The 14137-nt window shown below is 43.7% G+C and carries 14 protein-coding genes; 9 read left to right on the top strand and 5 right to left on the bottom strand.

Features of this window, described 5'->3' with window-relative positions; all coding sequences use genetic code 11:
* Nucleotides 1-66 precede the first annotated feature (66 nt).
* Nucleotides 67-408 carry a zinc ribbon domain-containing protein YjdM gene (locus tag H509_RS0102665; protein WP_028543704.1) on the bottom strand — a complete coding sequence of 114 codons (342 nt, stop codon included), beginning with the start codon at nucleotides 406-408 and terminating at the stop codon, nucleotides 67-69.
* A 311-nt stretch (nucleotides 409-719) separates the two neighbouring features.
* A complete protein-coding gene (locus H509_RS0102660) occupies nucleotides 720-1601 on the bottom strand; it encodes a LysR family transcriptional regulator (RefSeq protein ID WP_028543703.1) in 882 nt (293 codons plus the stop codon).
* 162 nt (nucleotides 1602-1763) lie between these two features.
* Between H509_RS0102660 and H509_RS0102655 the strand changes: the two genes are divergently transcribed.
* Complete coding sequence (locus tag H509_RS0102655; protein WP_028543702.1) at nucleotides 1764-2513, top strand: SDR family NAD(P)-dependent oxidoreductase; 750 nt, start codon at nucleotides 1764-1766, stop codon at nucleotides 2511-2513.
* A 132-nt stretch (nucleotides 2514-2645) separates the two neighbouring features.
* Here H509_RS0102655 and pdxR read toward each other — a convergent pair whose 3' ends face one another.
* The gene (gene pdxR, locus H509_RS0102650; RefSeq protein WP_051286772.1) at nucleotides 2646-4052 is read right to left on the bottom strand and encodes a MocR-like pyridoxine biosynthesis transcription factor PdxR; all 1407 of its coding nucleotides are present in this window, start codon (nucleotides 4050-4052) and stop codon (nucleotides 2646-2648) included.
* A gap of 131 nt (nucleotides 4053-4183) precedes the next feature.
* Here pdxR and H509_RS0102645 point away from each other — a divergent pair, with 131 nt between their 5' ends.
* The 8 genes from H509_RS0102645 (at nucleotide 4184) to H509_RS0102610 (ending at nucleotide 11827) form a co-directional block, all read left to right on the top strand.
* The gene (locus tag H509_RS0102645; protein WP_051286771.1) at nucleotides 4184-5470 is read left to right on the top strand and encodes an MFS transporter; all 1287 of its coding nucleotides are present in this window, start codon (nucleotides 4184-4186) and stop codon (nucleotides 5468-5470) included.
* Nucleotides 5471-5526: 56 nt separating this feature from the next.
* On the top strand, nucleotides 5527-6402 hold the full coding sequence (locus tag H509_RS0102640) for an NAD-dependent epimerase/dehydratase family protein (RefSeq protein ID WP_028543699.1): 876 nt from the start codon (nucleotides 5527-5529) through the stop codon (nucleotides 6400-6402).
* A 417-nt stretch (nucleotides 6403-6819) separates the two neighbouring features.
* Nucleotides 6820-7392: an RNA polymerase sigma factor gene (locus H509_RS0102635; RefSeq protein WP_028543698.1), complete on the top strand. Its 573-nt coding sequence runs from the start codon at nucleotides 6820-6822 to the stop codon at nucleotides 7390-7392.
* Nucleotides 7393-7482: 90 nt separating this feature from the next.
* Entirely contained in the window at nucleotides 7483-8109 is a 627-nt protein-coding gene (locus tag H509_RS0102630; protein ID WP_028543697.1) for a hypothetical protein, read from the top strand.
* A gap of 51 nt (nucleotides 8110-8160) precedes the next feature.
* Nucleotides 8161-8907 carry a hypothetical protein gene (locus H509_RS0102625; protein ID WP_028543696.1) on the top strand — a complete coding sequence of 249 codons (747 nt, stop codon included), beginning with the start codon at nucleotides 8161-8163 and terminating at the stop codon, nucleotides 8905-8907.
* A 406-nt stretch (nucleotides 8908-9313) separates the two neighbouring features.
* The gene (locus H509_RS0102620) at nucleotides 9314-10009 is read left to right on the top strand and encodes a Dph6-related ATP pyrophosphatase (RefSeq protein ID WP_028543695.1); all 696 of its coding nucleotides are present in this window, start codon (nucleotides 9314-9316) and stop codon (nucleotides 10007-10009) included.
* Nucleotides 10010-10247: 238 nt separating this feature from the next.
* Nucleotides 10248-10559, top strand: a complete 312-nt coding sequence (locus H509_RS0102615) for an ArsR/SmtB family transcription factor (protein WP_028543694.1) — start codon at nucleotides 10248-10250, stop codon at nucleotides 10557-10559.
* Nucleotides 10560-10636: 77 nt separating this feature from the next.
* Nucleotides 10637-11827, top strand: coding sequence for an MFS transporter (locus tag H509_RS0102610; RefSeq protein ID WP_028543693.1), 1191 nt, complete (start codon nucleotides 10637-10639; stop codon nucleotides 11825-11827).
* A gap of 233 nt (nucleotides 11828-12060) precedes the next feature.
* Here H509_RS0102610 and H509_RS0102605 read toward each other — a convergent pair whose 3' ends face one another.
* The gene (locus H509_RS0102605) at nucleotides 12061-12417 is read right to left on the bottom strand and encodes a nucleotide excision repair endonuclease (protein ID WP_028543692.1); all 357 of its coding nucleotides are present in this window, start codon (nucleotides 12415-12417) and stop codon (nucleotides 12061-12063) included.
* 79 nt (nucleotides 12418-12496) lie between these two features.
* On the bottom strand, nucleotides 12497-14053 hold the full coding sequence (locus H509_RS0102600; RefSeq protein ID WP_028543691.1) for a hypothetical protein: 1557 nt from the start codon (nucleotides 14051-14053) through the stop codon (nucleotides 12497-12499).
* Nucleotides 14054-14137 lie beyond the last annotated feature (84 nt).

The following is a 14137-nucleotide window of genomic DNA, read 5'->3' as shown; positions in this document are numbered from 1 at the left end:
ACAAACAAAAGCCCTCTAAGTTAGAAGGCTTTTGTCTCGATTGCCACTATTCGCTTGGAATGAACATTATATCTTTTTGACAAACTCGGATTTTAATTTCATCGCCCCGAAGCCGTCAATTTTACAATCTATGTCATGATCACCATCCACTAACCGGATGTTTTTAACTTTAGTTCCTATTTTCACGACCGATGACGATCCTTTAACCTTTAAGTCTTTGATGACAGATACGGAATCGCCGTCCTGCAGCACGTTGCCATTTGCATCTTTTACGACCTTTTGATCTTCGTTGTTGTCCTGATCCGAATCTAGTGTCCATTCATGTGCGCATTCTGGGCAAATAAACAAACTTCCATCCTCGTACGTGTATTCGGAATGACATGCTGGACAATTTGGCAAATTAGACATTCTCATTTCTCCAATCTTTATGGCTCATTTTAAAACTAGTGCATTAGCTTGGATTATTATTGTCTCACACTATCGAACGCACAGCATTAGTATAGGCATGCATACTACACAATAACATCCAGTAGGTTCCTTATATGTATATATACTGGCATAGTCTTCTCTTAATGGCAAGCTTCCCATCCCATCCTATATAAAAGTTCATAGAGAAAAAGCTTGTTGATCATCCCCTTAGAGGAGATTACAAGTAAAGCAGATTGCAATTTGTACGTTGATCAGTCCTTAGCTAGTCCTTAACTACCGCACACAGGGTGTTAAAATTCACTCTGCAATCGTTGAATAAATCGCTTTGATGCCTGTGACGGATGCTTCCCTTTATGCAGCACCCAGCCGTAATAAACGGGGCTTACATCCGATTGATCCAGCTCTACTGGCACAATGTCCGCTATGTCCGTGAACGAATACTCCAGCCCGACCGTAATCGCCAAGCCACGCTTCACTGCGTTCTGGATTGCCTTGGTATTGTTTGTAGTAAAGAGAATATTGGCTTTGCCATGTTTTGAAATTAAGGTGTTGGTATCCTCCCATAAATCTTTGTCATCATATAAAACCAACGTTTGACCGACTAACTGTTCGGGCTTGATCTTCTTCTCGTGGGCAAATGGTGAATTCGGATGAACCCCTACAACCATCTTCCCCTCCCACAATTTTTCGAACGTCACATATTCCTTTCTGTTAATAACCTCATCGTTTAGCACGATTAATCCGATATCAATTCTGCTGTGTTCCAGGTCCTGCAATATTTCATTGGGTCCTTTTTCAAAAATTTCAATATTCACATGTGGATAATCCGCCTTAAACGACGACACCACATCCACAAGCAGGTGCATAGGGCCTGGTATGGTCGCAATTCTCAATTCACCGCTTAATGTATTGCTGTATCCTCTTGCCTCTTCTTTTAGCTCATTCACTTTGGCCAATACTTCCTGCGCTTTCTTGATGATCTGTTTTCCTTCAACGGTTGGGAGCGCACCTTGACCCCGCGAACGATTAAATAAGGTGATGCCCAGATCGGCTTCCAATAAGGATATCGATTGACTGATTGCAGATAAAGTGACATGGGTATTTTGAGCCGCCTTTGTAAATGAGCCCGTATTGGCTACCTCGACAATATACTCCATCTGTTCTAAATTCATCGTCAAATCCCCTTGTTAAGATTTAATTAATTATAAGTAAATATAATTAAATTTTATTTAAATTTATAGCGAGTTACACTGAGTGTATCGAATGGAAGCAGCACCAAGATAGAACCTATTACATTTTTATTATAGTACATCACCTTAATGGAGGTATAATCGATGGACACAAACAAAGTAGCTGTAATTACAGGTGGCGCAAGCGGTATCGGTAGAGCGACAGCCCTTAAATTTGCAAGTAAAGGCGCGCAGGTTGTAGTTGCTGACTTTAATGAACAAGCTGGCACTCAAACGGTGGAGATGATTAATGAGAACGGCGGACAAGCTATTTTTGTAAAAACAGATGTCTCCAAGTTTGAAGAAGTAGAGGCGCTCGTTGAGCAAGCGGTAGCCGCATTCGGCAAAATCGATGTTATGTTTAACAACGCAGGCATCGGACGAATCACACCTGTCTTGGATCAAGACCTTCGTGACTACCATAGTGTCATCAACGTCAATCAACACGGGGTAGTTCACGGTATTATAGCGGCAGGCAAAAAAATGCGTGAACTGGGGACAAAAGGGGTCATTATTAACACCGCTTCTGTATTTGGATTTTTAGCTTCTCCGGGCACATTTGCGTATCACGCTTCCAAAGGCGCCGTCATTATGATGACGAAGTCTGCCGCACTTGAACTGGCGCCGTATGGCATTCGAGTGTTGGCGGTAGCACCAGGTGCTGTGGATACGCCGATCATTCAGGGCTACAAAGATCAAGGGATGGTCGATGCGATGAAAGCCAAAGTCATCGGCAACAAATTAACTACGCCTGAGCAAGTCGCGGACTCCGTGTATTTATTGTCCTTAGAAGAAGCCAGTGCAATCAACGGCAGTGTTGTGATGGCCGACGAGGGCTATGCTTCCTTTAAATAAGAAGCAGCACTTATCTTATCTGTTCAACATTTCAATCTACATCCGCACCTGCTTCTCCAGCACGCTTGGAGAGGCAGGTGCTATTCATTTGCTGACAAGTCAAACAGATGCTGATGCCAACTTCCCATTCGTTCACTTCAACAAATTAGCAATTGCTGTTATTCCTTTGCCAATCTGCTCCTCTGTAAGATTTCCGAATCCCATAATAAGCCGGTCTTCATATTTGCCTTTGCTAATCGTGTACGTACCCGCAGGGTATATTCGAATATTTTGTGATTCAAGCTGTGCCGCCAAATCGGTGTCGAATCGCCGACCTGGGAACTCTGCGACGAGATGTAAACCTGCCGCATCACCTGTTATGTTAACCTCTGCACCGAATGTTTCCCCTAAAGCGGTAAGAAGTCGATTTCGTCTTTTCCTGTAAATCCGCTTCATATGATTTATATGATGCTCCAAGTGACGGTCTGCGATAAACTTGGCAAGGGCAGCTTGCGATAAGGCAGGACTGTGCATATCCGTCAACCGTTTAAGTTGAATCAGCGGTGCCACTAATTCATGCGGCACGACCATGTATCCAAGCCTTAAGGCTGGAAACATATTTTTACTAAACGTTCCTACATACACGACTCTCTTTGCATCTAGCTCACGCAGCGCACGTACCGGCATCCCCGCATAGCGGAACTCACTGTCGTAATCATCCTCTATAATGTAGCTATGATTTGCCCGTGCGTACTCCAGCAGTTGAATCCGACGTCCAATTGATAAAATGCTGCCAAAAGGAAATTGATGTGATGGCGTAACAAATACACACTTGGGAGAAATGAGCGTTGGCAGTTGATCGACACATAACCCTTGCTCATCTATAGGAGTAGGGATGATAGTGGCCCCAGACGATGCAAAAATATCTCGAATAAAGCTGGCCGTCGGGTCCTCAGATGCAATAGCATCATTAGGGCCTAGCAGCAGCTTGCACAATAGCATGATTGCTTGAGTCGCGCCGGCCGTTACGATTACTTGTGACGGATGACATTGAATCCCTTTGTTGTGCAGCAATAGACGGCAGATTTGGCCCCGCAGCTCTTCATTTCCTGCTGGATCAGCATACCCCCAGTCATAGAGGGAGGTGCTATTTAGCACAGCAAGAGATGCTTCCTTCCATTTTTGACGCGGAATCAAATCAAGGGCGGGGAAGCTCGGGCGAAAATCAATCCCCGTAAAGCGAGTATCGCTTGTTGTGAGGTCCCGTAACCCGACAGAGCTGCCTTGTTCATATATGTCGGCTGCGAGGGGATTGCGACCGCCCAAATCCACCACATACGTACCTGATCCCCGACGTCCTTCCAAATACCCCTCAGCAATCAACTGCTCATACACCTCTACAATAAGTGCACGTGACACCCCTATTTCATGTGCAAGATCTCGGGTTGAAGGCAACCGTTCCCCCGCCATATAAATGCCCCCAAATAAGCGGTCACGCAGAAAAGTGTACACTTGTTGGGTCTTCGTTTCTTGAACCAAAGCAGTAGACGTAGTCGACATATAGGATACACTCCTTATCGGTATAATTGGTATGCTGGAAACTCTATTGAAGTGGTACTTATGATGTCCAATCTAACATGATAAGATCGAAATTGCTAATACAAGGACTACATAGAAGGAAGGTGCCAAAGATGCGTCCGCCTATCGATTTGCCGCCCCGCACGCATCATCAACAAGGGGGGCATCCTCTACAGCGCCTTGACGCTGCGTATCCTTTTCCACATCAGGAGAAGCACATCATGGCTGGTTGGCTTATGCCAGTAGCTCTTTTTGCAGCCGCTCTAAGTTTGCGACCTGCGATCACGGCTGTTGCCCCATTGCTTGGGCTCATTCGTCACGATTTAAGCTTAAATGGTACAGTTGCAAGCCTGTTGACGTCGATTCCTGTGCTCTGTATGGGATGCCTTTCTCCGCTATCTATTCGGTTAGGCAGAAGGTGGGGTCTTGAGCAAGTAATTGCTTGGTCGTTGATACTCATTACGATGGGGACGTCATTACGACTGGTCACGAACTCGGCGTACTTTTTGCTAGCTACCGCTGTGCTGATTGGTTTCGGCATTGCTACAATGGGACCCTTATTATCTGGCTTTATGAAAAAGTATTTTCCCGCACAAACAGCCGCGATGGTCGCTATATACACGACAGCATTGTCGCTTGGAGCTACCCTTGGATCTGGCTTGTCCCTGCCGTTGCAAATGACCTTTAATTCGTGGCAGGCATCCCTTGCCCTATGGTCCTTGCTTGCAGCAGCAGCGCTTCCCATCTGGTTCGTAGTCATGCATAGACAAGCTAAGGCCCACACATTACCCTATATCTACTTGCAAAGTCCCACTTTGCCCTGGAAAAATACGCAAGCTTGGCTGCTCACTTTGCATTTTGGACTTTTGGCGATGATTTTCTACTCCTTAATGGCATGGTTGCCACCTATTATGGAAAGTTTGGGTTATTCTCATGCTGATGCAGCCCATTTACTTACCCTTTATGCCTTTGTTCAAATCCCAAGCGGCTTCTTGCTCCAACTGCTGCTGAGGCGAGTGCCTTCCAAAAAAATATGGCTGTTGTGCGCCTCCCTCATGCAGTTGCTTGGGCTTGCCTTGATTCTCTGCTCAACGCTCCCTTGGGCGGCGGTTTCAATATGCGGATTGGGCTCAGGAATGCTGTTTTCGCTGGCTTCATTACTGCCGGTTGATACCGCATCTACACCCGAAGAAGCATCCTCTTGGGCCGCGATGACACAATCCATCGGATATTTGATCGGTGCGCTAGGTCCGCTCCTAATCGGATGGATGCACGATAGAACTCATCAATTTGGAATTGCGATGCTAGGACTATGCTTGCTTACAGTCGTATTGATGGGGCTACAAATCTTGATGGTCCCACGCCAGTTGAACCATACAGCCGGACACCAACCTATATAAAGTGGGGGTTGGGCGGAGTAAAAGCTCCTTATTTCTTACACACGGAGGGTATAGATATGAAAATTTTAGTCGCAGGGTCTACAGGTGTAATCGGCAAGCTGTTAACTCGTAAATTAGTTCAGGCAGGCCATGAAGTGGTCGGCATGACACATAAACTGGAGCGTAAGACGCACATTCAGGCTTTGGGTGCAACGTCGATCGTAGTCGATGTGTTTGAAAAAGAAGCTGTTCTAGCAGCGGTAGGTGCGGTCGACCCAGACGTCATCATCCATCAGCTTACTTCCTTGAGCAATGGGAGTATTGAAGAGAATGCGCGCATACGCATCGAAGGAACCCGCAACTTGGTTGATGCAGCGCATGCTGCTGGAGTACAACGCATGATTGCACAAAGCATATCATGGGCTTATGAGCCAGGGGAGCATCCTGCGGGGGAACAGGTGCCTTTGGATATCCACGCGCCATTGCCGAGAAAAACTACAGTTGACGGTGTGGCTGCATTGGAAAGTGCTGTGGCTGAAATCCCGGAGCACGTTATTCTAAGATACGGCACGCTTTATGGGCCGCACACTTGGTATGACCATAAGGGCACAATTGCTCAGAAGGTGATGCAGAGCCAAATGCCAGCAACGGATGGCATAACCTCCTTCCTTCATGTGGAGGATGCCGCTAATGCAGCTCTGCTGGCACTGGAATGGCCTACCGGACCTGTCCATGTGGTCGACGATGAGCCCGCCGCAGGAACAGAGTGGCTGCCGGTATATGCGGCTGCGCTGCAAGCGCCTGTACCTGCGCTTCAATCAGGGCGCAATCGAGGGGAGCGCGGCGCCTCCAATGCGAAGGCGCGTGGCGATTACGGTTGGACTCCATTATATCCAACCTGGCGTACAGGCTTTGCTCAAAGTCTGGAACGTGGACAGCAGGAGCGTCTGTGAGGTTTATGGATGAGCAGCATGTTAACCTCATCCAATAGGTATGATAAGGGCCAGCACCTTGTTCCCCTCTACTGGGACTGCAAGGGCTGGCCTTTGGATTGAAGTTATAATAGGACACATCGATGTCGATATGCCTGTTGACGGAAATGTCCGTCCCTTTTCAGACATAATCCCTTTTGGCATAGGACTGCACTTTCCTCTGCTTTATAAATAAGGTATATTTAATATAAATCATGAATGTATTTCCAAATTAATCAGCGATTAGATGTTCTATGTTCAATTTAGTTCTATCTTTGATTCGTTATAGTCCCCATTTGATATCTGTTCCCCCACTTACTCATCCAGTAGATAACACGATAATAGTTATGTGTGCACGTATTTATGTCAACGAGTAGTTTGCTAGTTTGGAGGGATTATATGGAGCGCTGGTTATTATTTCTACGCGACAATATTCATCATCTTGACAGCTCGACTCAACAATCCGTGTATGACTCTTATAAGAAGCTGATCTATCGTGATATTTATCTTTTATTTCGCAACCATGAGTTAGCAGAAGATGTTGTACAAGAGTCCTTCATAAAAGTAATGATGAAGGCACCCAAACTGCATCATTCCAATAATCTTAAAGCTTGGATTAAAAAAGTGGCCCGAAATACTGCATATGATTATATGAAAAAACACCGAAAGTATTATCCCTTACCGCACTCACTCCTTGTAAGGTATCTGGAACATCATACTCAGGCTGATACAACTCTAGTAGATAAACTTATTGAATCGAAAATTCGCCAAGAAATGTTGTATCAATCACTAGGGCAACTAAATGCTAAGTACCAAACCGTAATTCGGCTATACTATCTGGAAAACAAATCATGTAGAGTAATCGCTCACAAGTTAAAAATGTCGGAACATGCCTTAACTCAATTACTGTACAGGGCGAGAAAGAAGCTCCATACTCATTTTTCAAAAAAATGGGGGGCACGCCTTTATTAAAACGTTATCTACAGCTAGTACACATCGTTAGGGTAAATGTAAGGGTTTATTGAAATTAAAAAGAAGACTAGCCAACAGGAGGTTTGGTAGATGGAAAGACATGAACTAATTAATGGTTATTTAAGGTCACTTCAGTATTATATCTGGATTAGTGACTTAAGCCCTGTTCGTAAAACGGAGCTTTTTGAACAGTATCAGTTATTAATTGAGGAGCAATCCACTTCTAGGAGCAGCCTTTCGGAATTACGTTCTTTATTCGTTGACCTCGGCAACCCTAAAGACATTGTTAAAAAAGAAATGCACGGGCTAGAAGGCTCATTGACCCCCACAAATGGAAAGTTCAAGCGAGGCATGGGCTTTATGCCATATATTTTAACGATAAGTTGGACACTTAATAGTGACTTGTACCATCAACTGAGTGCTTGGCAATTCCAAACTTCCTTTTGGCTCCATACTAGCATCATCTGTATCCTCTTGATCGCGACTATTTCTAGCTTCTACAAATACCGTTATGACCAGTCATTTTTCAAAGAAATCGTATTTTCCAACTTTGTTGTTTATCTTCCCCTCTCGTTTATTTTTTGTTATATGCTCCTGCAACAATTCTCTATAACCGCGCTTATTATACCGTTCTCACTAATTGCCCTCACCACGATATCTGCCTTTTATTTTGACTGGAGAAATTCAACCTTTATGCGAAAACTGTTTATTCCTTAAACCGTATTTTTGTTGAGCATCAACAATTTTATATAAGGTGGGGGTTTAACTATGGTCAAAAAAATAATCGCCGTTATGATGATCTTTGCTTTTGTTTTTGTAACATACTCTCCAGTGAACGCTCTTGACCGCACTAGTCAGACACTACCTTCCTCCAATAACTGCGGTTGTTGTACGCCTGGTTCTGTAGTAACCGATGAAGCTTTAGAGCTCGCCACTAGAGCATCAGGTCTTGATTCCATTCAAATTCTGAGCGTACAAGAAGGGGATCAGTTTATTACACAGCATGTAAAGACGGATGTCCTGTTTACAAACTTTCTGAACCAACAACATATAGAATTAAGCAGCTTAAAAGACGTTAAAGTTATTCACACTGTTCAAGATGGAGCCACGAAGTACACCTTCTCCATAGCCACGGCATCGGAATCCGCATCTCTTAGCGGCAGCACAAATAAACAAGGTACTCTGGAATCTCTACAACTCGTCAAACTAAAAGAAAATATCGACAGCAGCAATCCTGAAAGTATCGCATTTGACATCATAGATGCTAAAGATGGCTATTCCGTTATCACATTAAAGGATCTCACTCTGCTTAAATTAGATGTAGCAGCCAAAATGGGATTGACAGATGAATTCACAACTCTTGACATTGATTGGGTTCGCTTAGGCTGCTCATTATCCGGGGCATTAGCATGTCCAGTTGCATGCCTCGCATTTGCTGCACTGCCACCCGTTATGGTGGCGTGTAATATTGGATGTAAAGCAGCATGGGAATTAGGGCTTTGCTCTAAGGCCTAAGCTAACTCGTGCTCCAACAAAATACGGAGATTATCCCCGCGGAATATCATCTCGCGGGGTTTTTCTTAATTTAGGTTATATGGATGTAAAGTGATCTTGCGGTTATGACTCTGCGTGTATTTCCGCTAATGACATCTTCCAACTCCGTAGGGTCCGTTCCTGCCGACACACCCCTTTTCATTCAAATGAAATGTCATATTGATCGACGACCCCGCCTTCTACTTCCCATCTTAATCTTTTTGTTCCTGGAGGAAGAACCTCGCTGTAGAACAAAATTGGAAAAACCTCTTTTATCATGACTTGTAACCGAACTTATATACAGACTTCTAACTCCTCATTTATAGTATAGATAACGGATTGACTGGGTCCCCACCACAAATCATGCGAACAAGAGGAGAAGATACAGATGACGGAAGTAGCGGATTGGAAAAATGGTGCCCAAGGGCATAAATTTATAGCTTCCTTTAGTGGAGGCAAGGATAGCATGCTAGCGCTTTACAAAGCGATGAGTGTCGGAGAGGCAATCGGACTCATTGTTATGTTGGAGGAAGAAGGGAAACGGTCCCGTTCACACGGGATGCCCCCAGAGCTTATTCGTGCCCAAGCCGATGCAATTGGTCTGCCTCTATATATGGCAGCTACCAGTTGGTCCGATTATGAGGCCATATTTACACGCTTGCTCGTTAATGCTAAACAGCAAGGTGCTGAGGTACTGGTGACTGGGGACTTGGATGTACCCGCTCACGGATGTTGGCATGACAAAGTAACCCAAAACGCTGGACTAAAGCTAGGGATGCCTTTATGGGAAATGGATCATCGAGAAGCCGTCGAAACGTTCATCAATCTAGGGTTTGTAACGATCCTGGTAACGGTTAATTTATCATTAGGCATGCGGGAAGAAGATCTTGGGCGCACACTAACTGCTGAATATGTAAGGGAGCTAGTAGCTCGTGGTATTGATCCTTGCGGTGAAGGTGGGGAGTTCCATACTACCGTTATCGATGGGCCTATTTTTAAACATGCAATTCCGGTTCGTCATGGTGAGATCCTAAGGGATGGCAACTACGCCTTTCTACCATTGGAGCTGGCTTCGCAGCTGTAAGCCGCCAGGTATTTACAGAGTGGGGGATTGTTAGAAATAGGTTATATCCCCCTTATATCAATATAGGGAGATCATACAGACCGGAAGAAGCAGATTAATCGAGGCTACCACGTACAAAATGGTACCATTATGTTTCACAACGCTGCAAATCTCGGATTGTCTCCCTTGACTCTGTATGGGATAAGTGAATAGCACTTTTCATATTTACAAATCTATAAAAATAGATATAATAATATATATGGAACCTTTACTAATTTATAAAGCGTTGTCTAATGAGACTCGCAGTCAGATTATGTTATGGCTGAAGAACCCTGAGCAATTCTTTGATGAACAGCCCTATTTACAACAAGGTCTCAATTTCCGGATCGGTGTATGCGTAGGCGATATCCAGGCTAGAGCTGGACTTGCGCAGTCTGTTATCTCGAGTTATCTCGTGACCATGCAGAAGGCTGGATTGTTGGAATCTGAGCGGATCGGCAAGTGGACGTACTATCGTCGCAATGAACAGACTATACAGAAATTTTCCGAGTATATTAAGGAAAAACTATAACAGAAAGGGAATCTTTTTTTGGTTTTTTAAATCTATATTTCTATATATATAAATATGAATGGAGAATTACATCTATTATGAAAAAGGTTAACTCGCTTTTGATCTTGATTTTGGCTTTAGGCGTGTTCGGCATTATTACAACGGAAATGGGTATTATAGGAGTTCTGCCCCAAGTCACGCAAAAGTTTAATATATCCGCCTCACAGGCAGGCTGGCTTGTAAGTATATTTGCTTTAGTCGTTGCCATTTCTGGTCCCTTCCTTACCTTACTGACTTCAGGTATTAACCGCAAGGTCATTCTCTTGACGGCTGTTCTTCTGTTTGCGATATCCAATATTGTGTATGCCTATACTACGACATTTGAAGTTATGTTAGCCTTCCGTATTATCCCAGCCATTTTTCATCCTGTCTTTTTCTCCGTAGCCCTCGTAACCGCAGCTAAACTTGTACCCTCGGAAAAAAGCGGCAAGGCTGTTACAAAGGTGTTTGCTGGCATAACGGTTGGATTTGCGTTTGGCGTGCCGTTGACCTCTTACCTCGCCGAAAAGTTATCGTTAGAAGCAGCATTCTTGTTCGGAGCATTAGTAAGTCTAATTGCCTTTGTAGGCATATTAATGTGGCTGCCCTCCATGCCTGTTAAGGAAAAAATGTCTTATGGCAAGCAGGTGGGTATATTACGCAAACCCCAATTGTGGTTAAACATCGTGACCGTTATTTTTATTTTCGCAGCAATGTTTTCTGTGTACAGCTACTTTGCGGAATACCTTGGTCAAGTAACTCAGATGAACGGATCATGGATTAGTATGATGTTGATGGCTTTTGGTGTAATTATGATCGTAGGGAATTTTATATTCGGGGAATTACTGCATAAAAGCATGACAAAAACCGTTATTTTGTTCCCCTTGCTCTATGCAGCAGTGTATTTATTGGCTTATTATGGGGGAACTTATTTCATTCCAATGGTAGTTATTGTGTTCGTGTGGGGAGCAGTGCATTCTGGCGGGCTGGTTGTCAGCCAAGCTTGGTTAACGACAGAGACCAAAGAAGCGCCCGAATTCGGCAACAGTTTATTTGTTTCCTTTTCCAATCTTGGTATTACTATAGGGACTTCAATCGGCGGCTGGTTTATTTCTCACCTGGGCATGCATCAGCTCATCTGGAGCGGCATAATGTTTGCATTGCTTGCTTTCCTATTTATTTTGCTAAAAATAAAAACCTCCAAATCAAGCGCAAGGCAAGGAAGTAGCCGTTCGGTAAACGTACAGTAAAGATCATTTAACAGCTGGCGTCAGTTCAGAACATGATACAATCTCCTGTAGATATGGCATGTTGCGTTTTTCAAGCCAACCCAAAGCAACCGATATAGCCATGCGGCTTATTCGGTTGTCTTTTAATGATCATGTGCAGCCTCACGGCATCCTGCTACCTTGCCCAGAATACAAAAAAACAACAAGTACAGTTCTCATGACTGCGCTTATCGTTTTTAGGTGTGTACTTTTATTTATTTGAAGAACACTTTCTCTACATTGTATTTGGCTTTATAGGTGTTGATCAGATAGGTTTCGTAAATTTCCCGCTCAACAGCATCTTCATTAACAAAGACTTCAATTTTGGCAATCTCATTACGATGGTTTTTCACGACCGATACGGAATCTTCAAAATGCTTCTTAATTCTAGGTCTCAGCTTTCTTGCCTTACCTACAAAGAGCAGCTCATCCTTATCGTTATAAAACATAAAGAAACCACCGGTTTCTCTAGTGATCAAATGAAAATCAGTAAAACCATAGATGTTGCTCAGCTGGGGGTTTTTTTGCTTGTAAATCGTTACATCCGGCTTGGGGATGGTTATGTTAATCATTTTCATGCACTTCCTCTCTGTTATAAGTCTTTATCCTATCATAAAACATCAAAAGAATACTATTGGCTAAATAGCGGAATCATTCGAATCGGCTTAACAATTCCAGCGCCTCTTCATGATCAGGTTCAAGCTCTACTAGCTTTCGTGTGTACTGTAATGCTTCATCTTCCAACTCTAACTCGAAACAACAAATGGCAAGACAATAAAATACGGTGGATACGATCTGGTCCTGGTCTGTATGTATCGACAGTTCCAAGAAGCGTTTTGACTCTTCATACATGTCCATCTCGAACAGAATCAATCCCGCATCAAGTGCCAGGTCATAACGCTGTTCCATAATGTAGTACGAAGACCACATAAGCTGAATACCTAACCAAATATCCTGTATTTCCTCATCATTTGCATCTGGCAGCAAACTCGAAATCCGACTCGCACTTTGAATAAAAAATTCAGCATCGTATCCGCCTAAACGCCAAAAACTTAATATTTGCTGTAGTTGCATACTGTCTATGTTACGATCTACCCATTCCTTCATACTAAAGAAATCGTCCGGACCAAAGCGTTCAATAAACCGGCGATAAGCTAATCTGGTATGTATATATGTTTTTGGCGTATCCAAATGAATAATACAGCCCACATTTAGGTTCTTATAATGATGCGGTGGAAATAAAGCTGTGGCCCCTCTTTGCTCATAATAGTGTTGAATGGCATGATAATTTGCTGTTAAAGAAAAACTTCCATGCAAAATCAACTCTGGCGGTTCTGCGAACTTCCAATTATCAAGCAAATGATCGCCTTTATCTGCTGTTAGTAATAGAAAGCCTGCCTGAGACAATCGTTTTAAACGTTCCAAGCACGTCAATCCCGCTACAGGAAATAGAAAGTGGGAATCTTCTAGCTGTTCCTGATAAACCGTAATCACATCCCGGTATGGATACGTTTCTTGTTCATACTCAGGAGCTCGCCGATACTCATAACGTAAAGATATTTGATGTAACGCTTCTGACGGTTGAAGGGAATCCATATTATCAGGACGATCCACGATAACATCGGCTTCGTAAATTTGACCATCACCTACATAAATCAGCTCTTGTGGAATACCACAAAAGAAGTAGTTGGCGACTATCATTAAGGGCTGCTCTAAATCGCCCTCACTAATCGTTGTGTCTGCTACGACCAGATGGAGTTCTGTGTCCTGAAGTGCATCAAAACGTGCAAAATCAAGTATTCCTGCTTCAATAAAAGTTTGTAGAGCAGGATGCTCCTTCCAAGCCAACACATTGCTCATAGCCAAATCCGTCATAATATAACGAAATGGAGGCAGCTCTAGTTCTATGCCCGCATATTCTCTCAGCCGACCTAATTCATGCAGCACGTGGTAAGCCAGACGTCCCGCTCCTGCTCCAAGCTCCACAATCCAGACCGGCGCTGAGCGATGTCCCTGATCAGCCCGATCTTGAAGAAACCCAAAGATCATTTCTGCATATGTGGTGGCGATCATTGGATTACTCGTAATGTACTGAGGCACTTGGTCATTGTTCCAAGCCTTCATACCTTTTTGTTCATAATAAGTCCGCTGCAAATCCCAGATCGGGGCTTCACTAAAACGGTACATTTGTTCTTTGTTATCTGTCATTTACATTTATCCTACTTCTGCTAATTTTTATATGATCTGTCCATCATATTCGTTTTCATACATGCAATCATAACCTATTTTACG

Source organism: Paenibacillus taiwanensis DSM 18679 (assembly GCF_000425125.1).
Lineage (GTDB): Bacteria > Bacillota > Bacilli > Paenibacillales > Paenibacillaceae > Paenibacillus_B > Paenibacillus_B taiwanensis.
Note: the sequence above shows the minus strand (reverse complement) of the source record. Positions and strands in the feature narration are given on the sequence as shown.

Coding starts and splice junctions, on each gene's coding strand:
- H509_RS0102665 (WP_028543704.1), bottom strand. CDS start 408: ATGTCTAATTTGCCAAATTGTCCAGCATGTCATTCCGAATACACGTAC.
- H509_RS0102660 (WP_028543703.1), bottom strand. CDS start 1,601: ATGAATTTAGAACAGATGGAGTATATTGTCGAGGTAGCCAATACGGGC.
- H509_RS0102655 (WP_028543702.1), top strand. CDS start 1,764: ATGGACACAAACAAAGTAGCTGTAATTACAGGTGGCGCAAGCGGTATC.
- pdxR (WP_051286772.1), bottom strand. CDS start 4,052: ATGTCGACTACGTCTACTGCTTTGGTTCAAGAAACGAAGACCCAACAA.
- H509_RS0102645 (WP_051286771.1), top strand. CDS start 4,184: ATGCGTCCGCCTATCGATTTGCCGCCCCGCACGCATCATCAACAAGGG.
- H509_RS0102640 (WP_028543699.1), top strand. CDS start 5,527: ATGAAAATTTTAGTCGCAGGGTCTACAGGTGTAATCGGCAAGCTGTTA.
- H509_RS0102635 (WP_028543698.1), top strand. CDS start 6,820: ATGGAGCGCTGGTTATTATTTCTACGCGACAATATTCATCATCTTGAC.
- H509_RS0102630 (WP_028543697.1), top strand. CDS start 7,483: ATGGAAAGACATGAACTAATTAATGGTTATTTAAGGTCACTTCAGTAT.
- H509_RS0102625 (WP_028543696.1), top strand. CDS start 8,161: ATGGTCAAAAAAATAATCGCCGTTATGATGATCTTTGCTTTTGTTTTT.
- H509_RS0102620 (WP_028543695.1), top strand. CDS start 9,314: ATGACGGAAGTAGCGGATTGGAAAAATGGTGCCCAAGGGCATAAATTT.
- H509_RS0102615 (WP_028543694.1), top strand. CDS start 10,248: ATGGAACCTTTACTAATTTATAAAGCGTTGTCTAATGAGACTCGCAGT.
- H509_RS0102610 (WP_028543693.1), top strand. CDS start 10,637: ATGAAAAAGGTTAACTCGCTTTTGATCTTGATTTTGGCTTTAGGCGTG.
- H509_RS0102605 (WP_028543692.1), bottom strand. CDS start 12,417: ATGATTAACATAACCATCCCCAAGCCGGATGTAACGATTTACAAGCAA.
- H509_RS0102600 (WP_028543691.1), bottom strand. CDS start 14,053: ATGACAGATAACAAAGAACAAATGTACCGTTTTAGTGAAGCCCCGATC.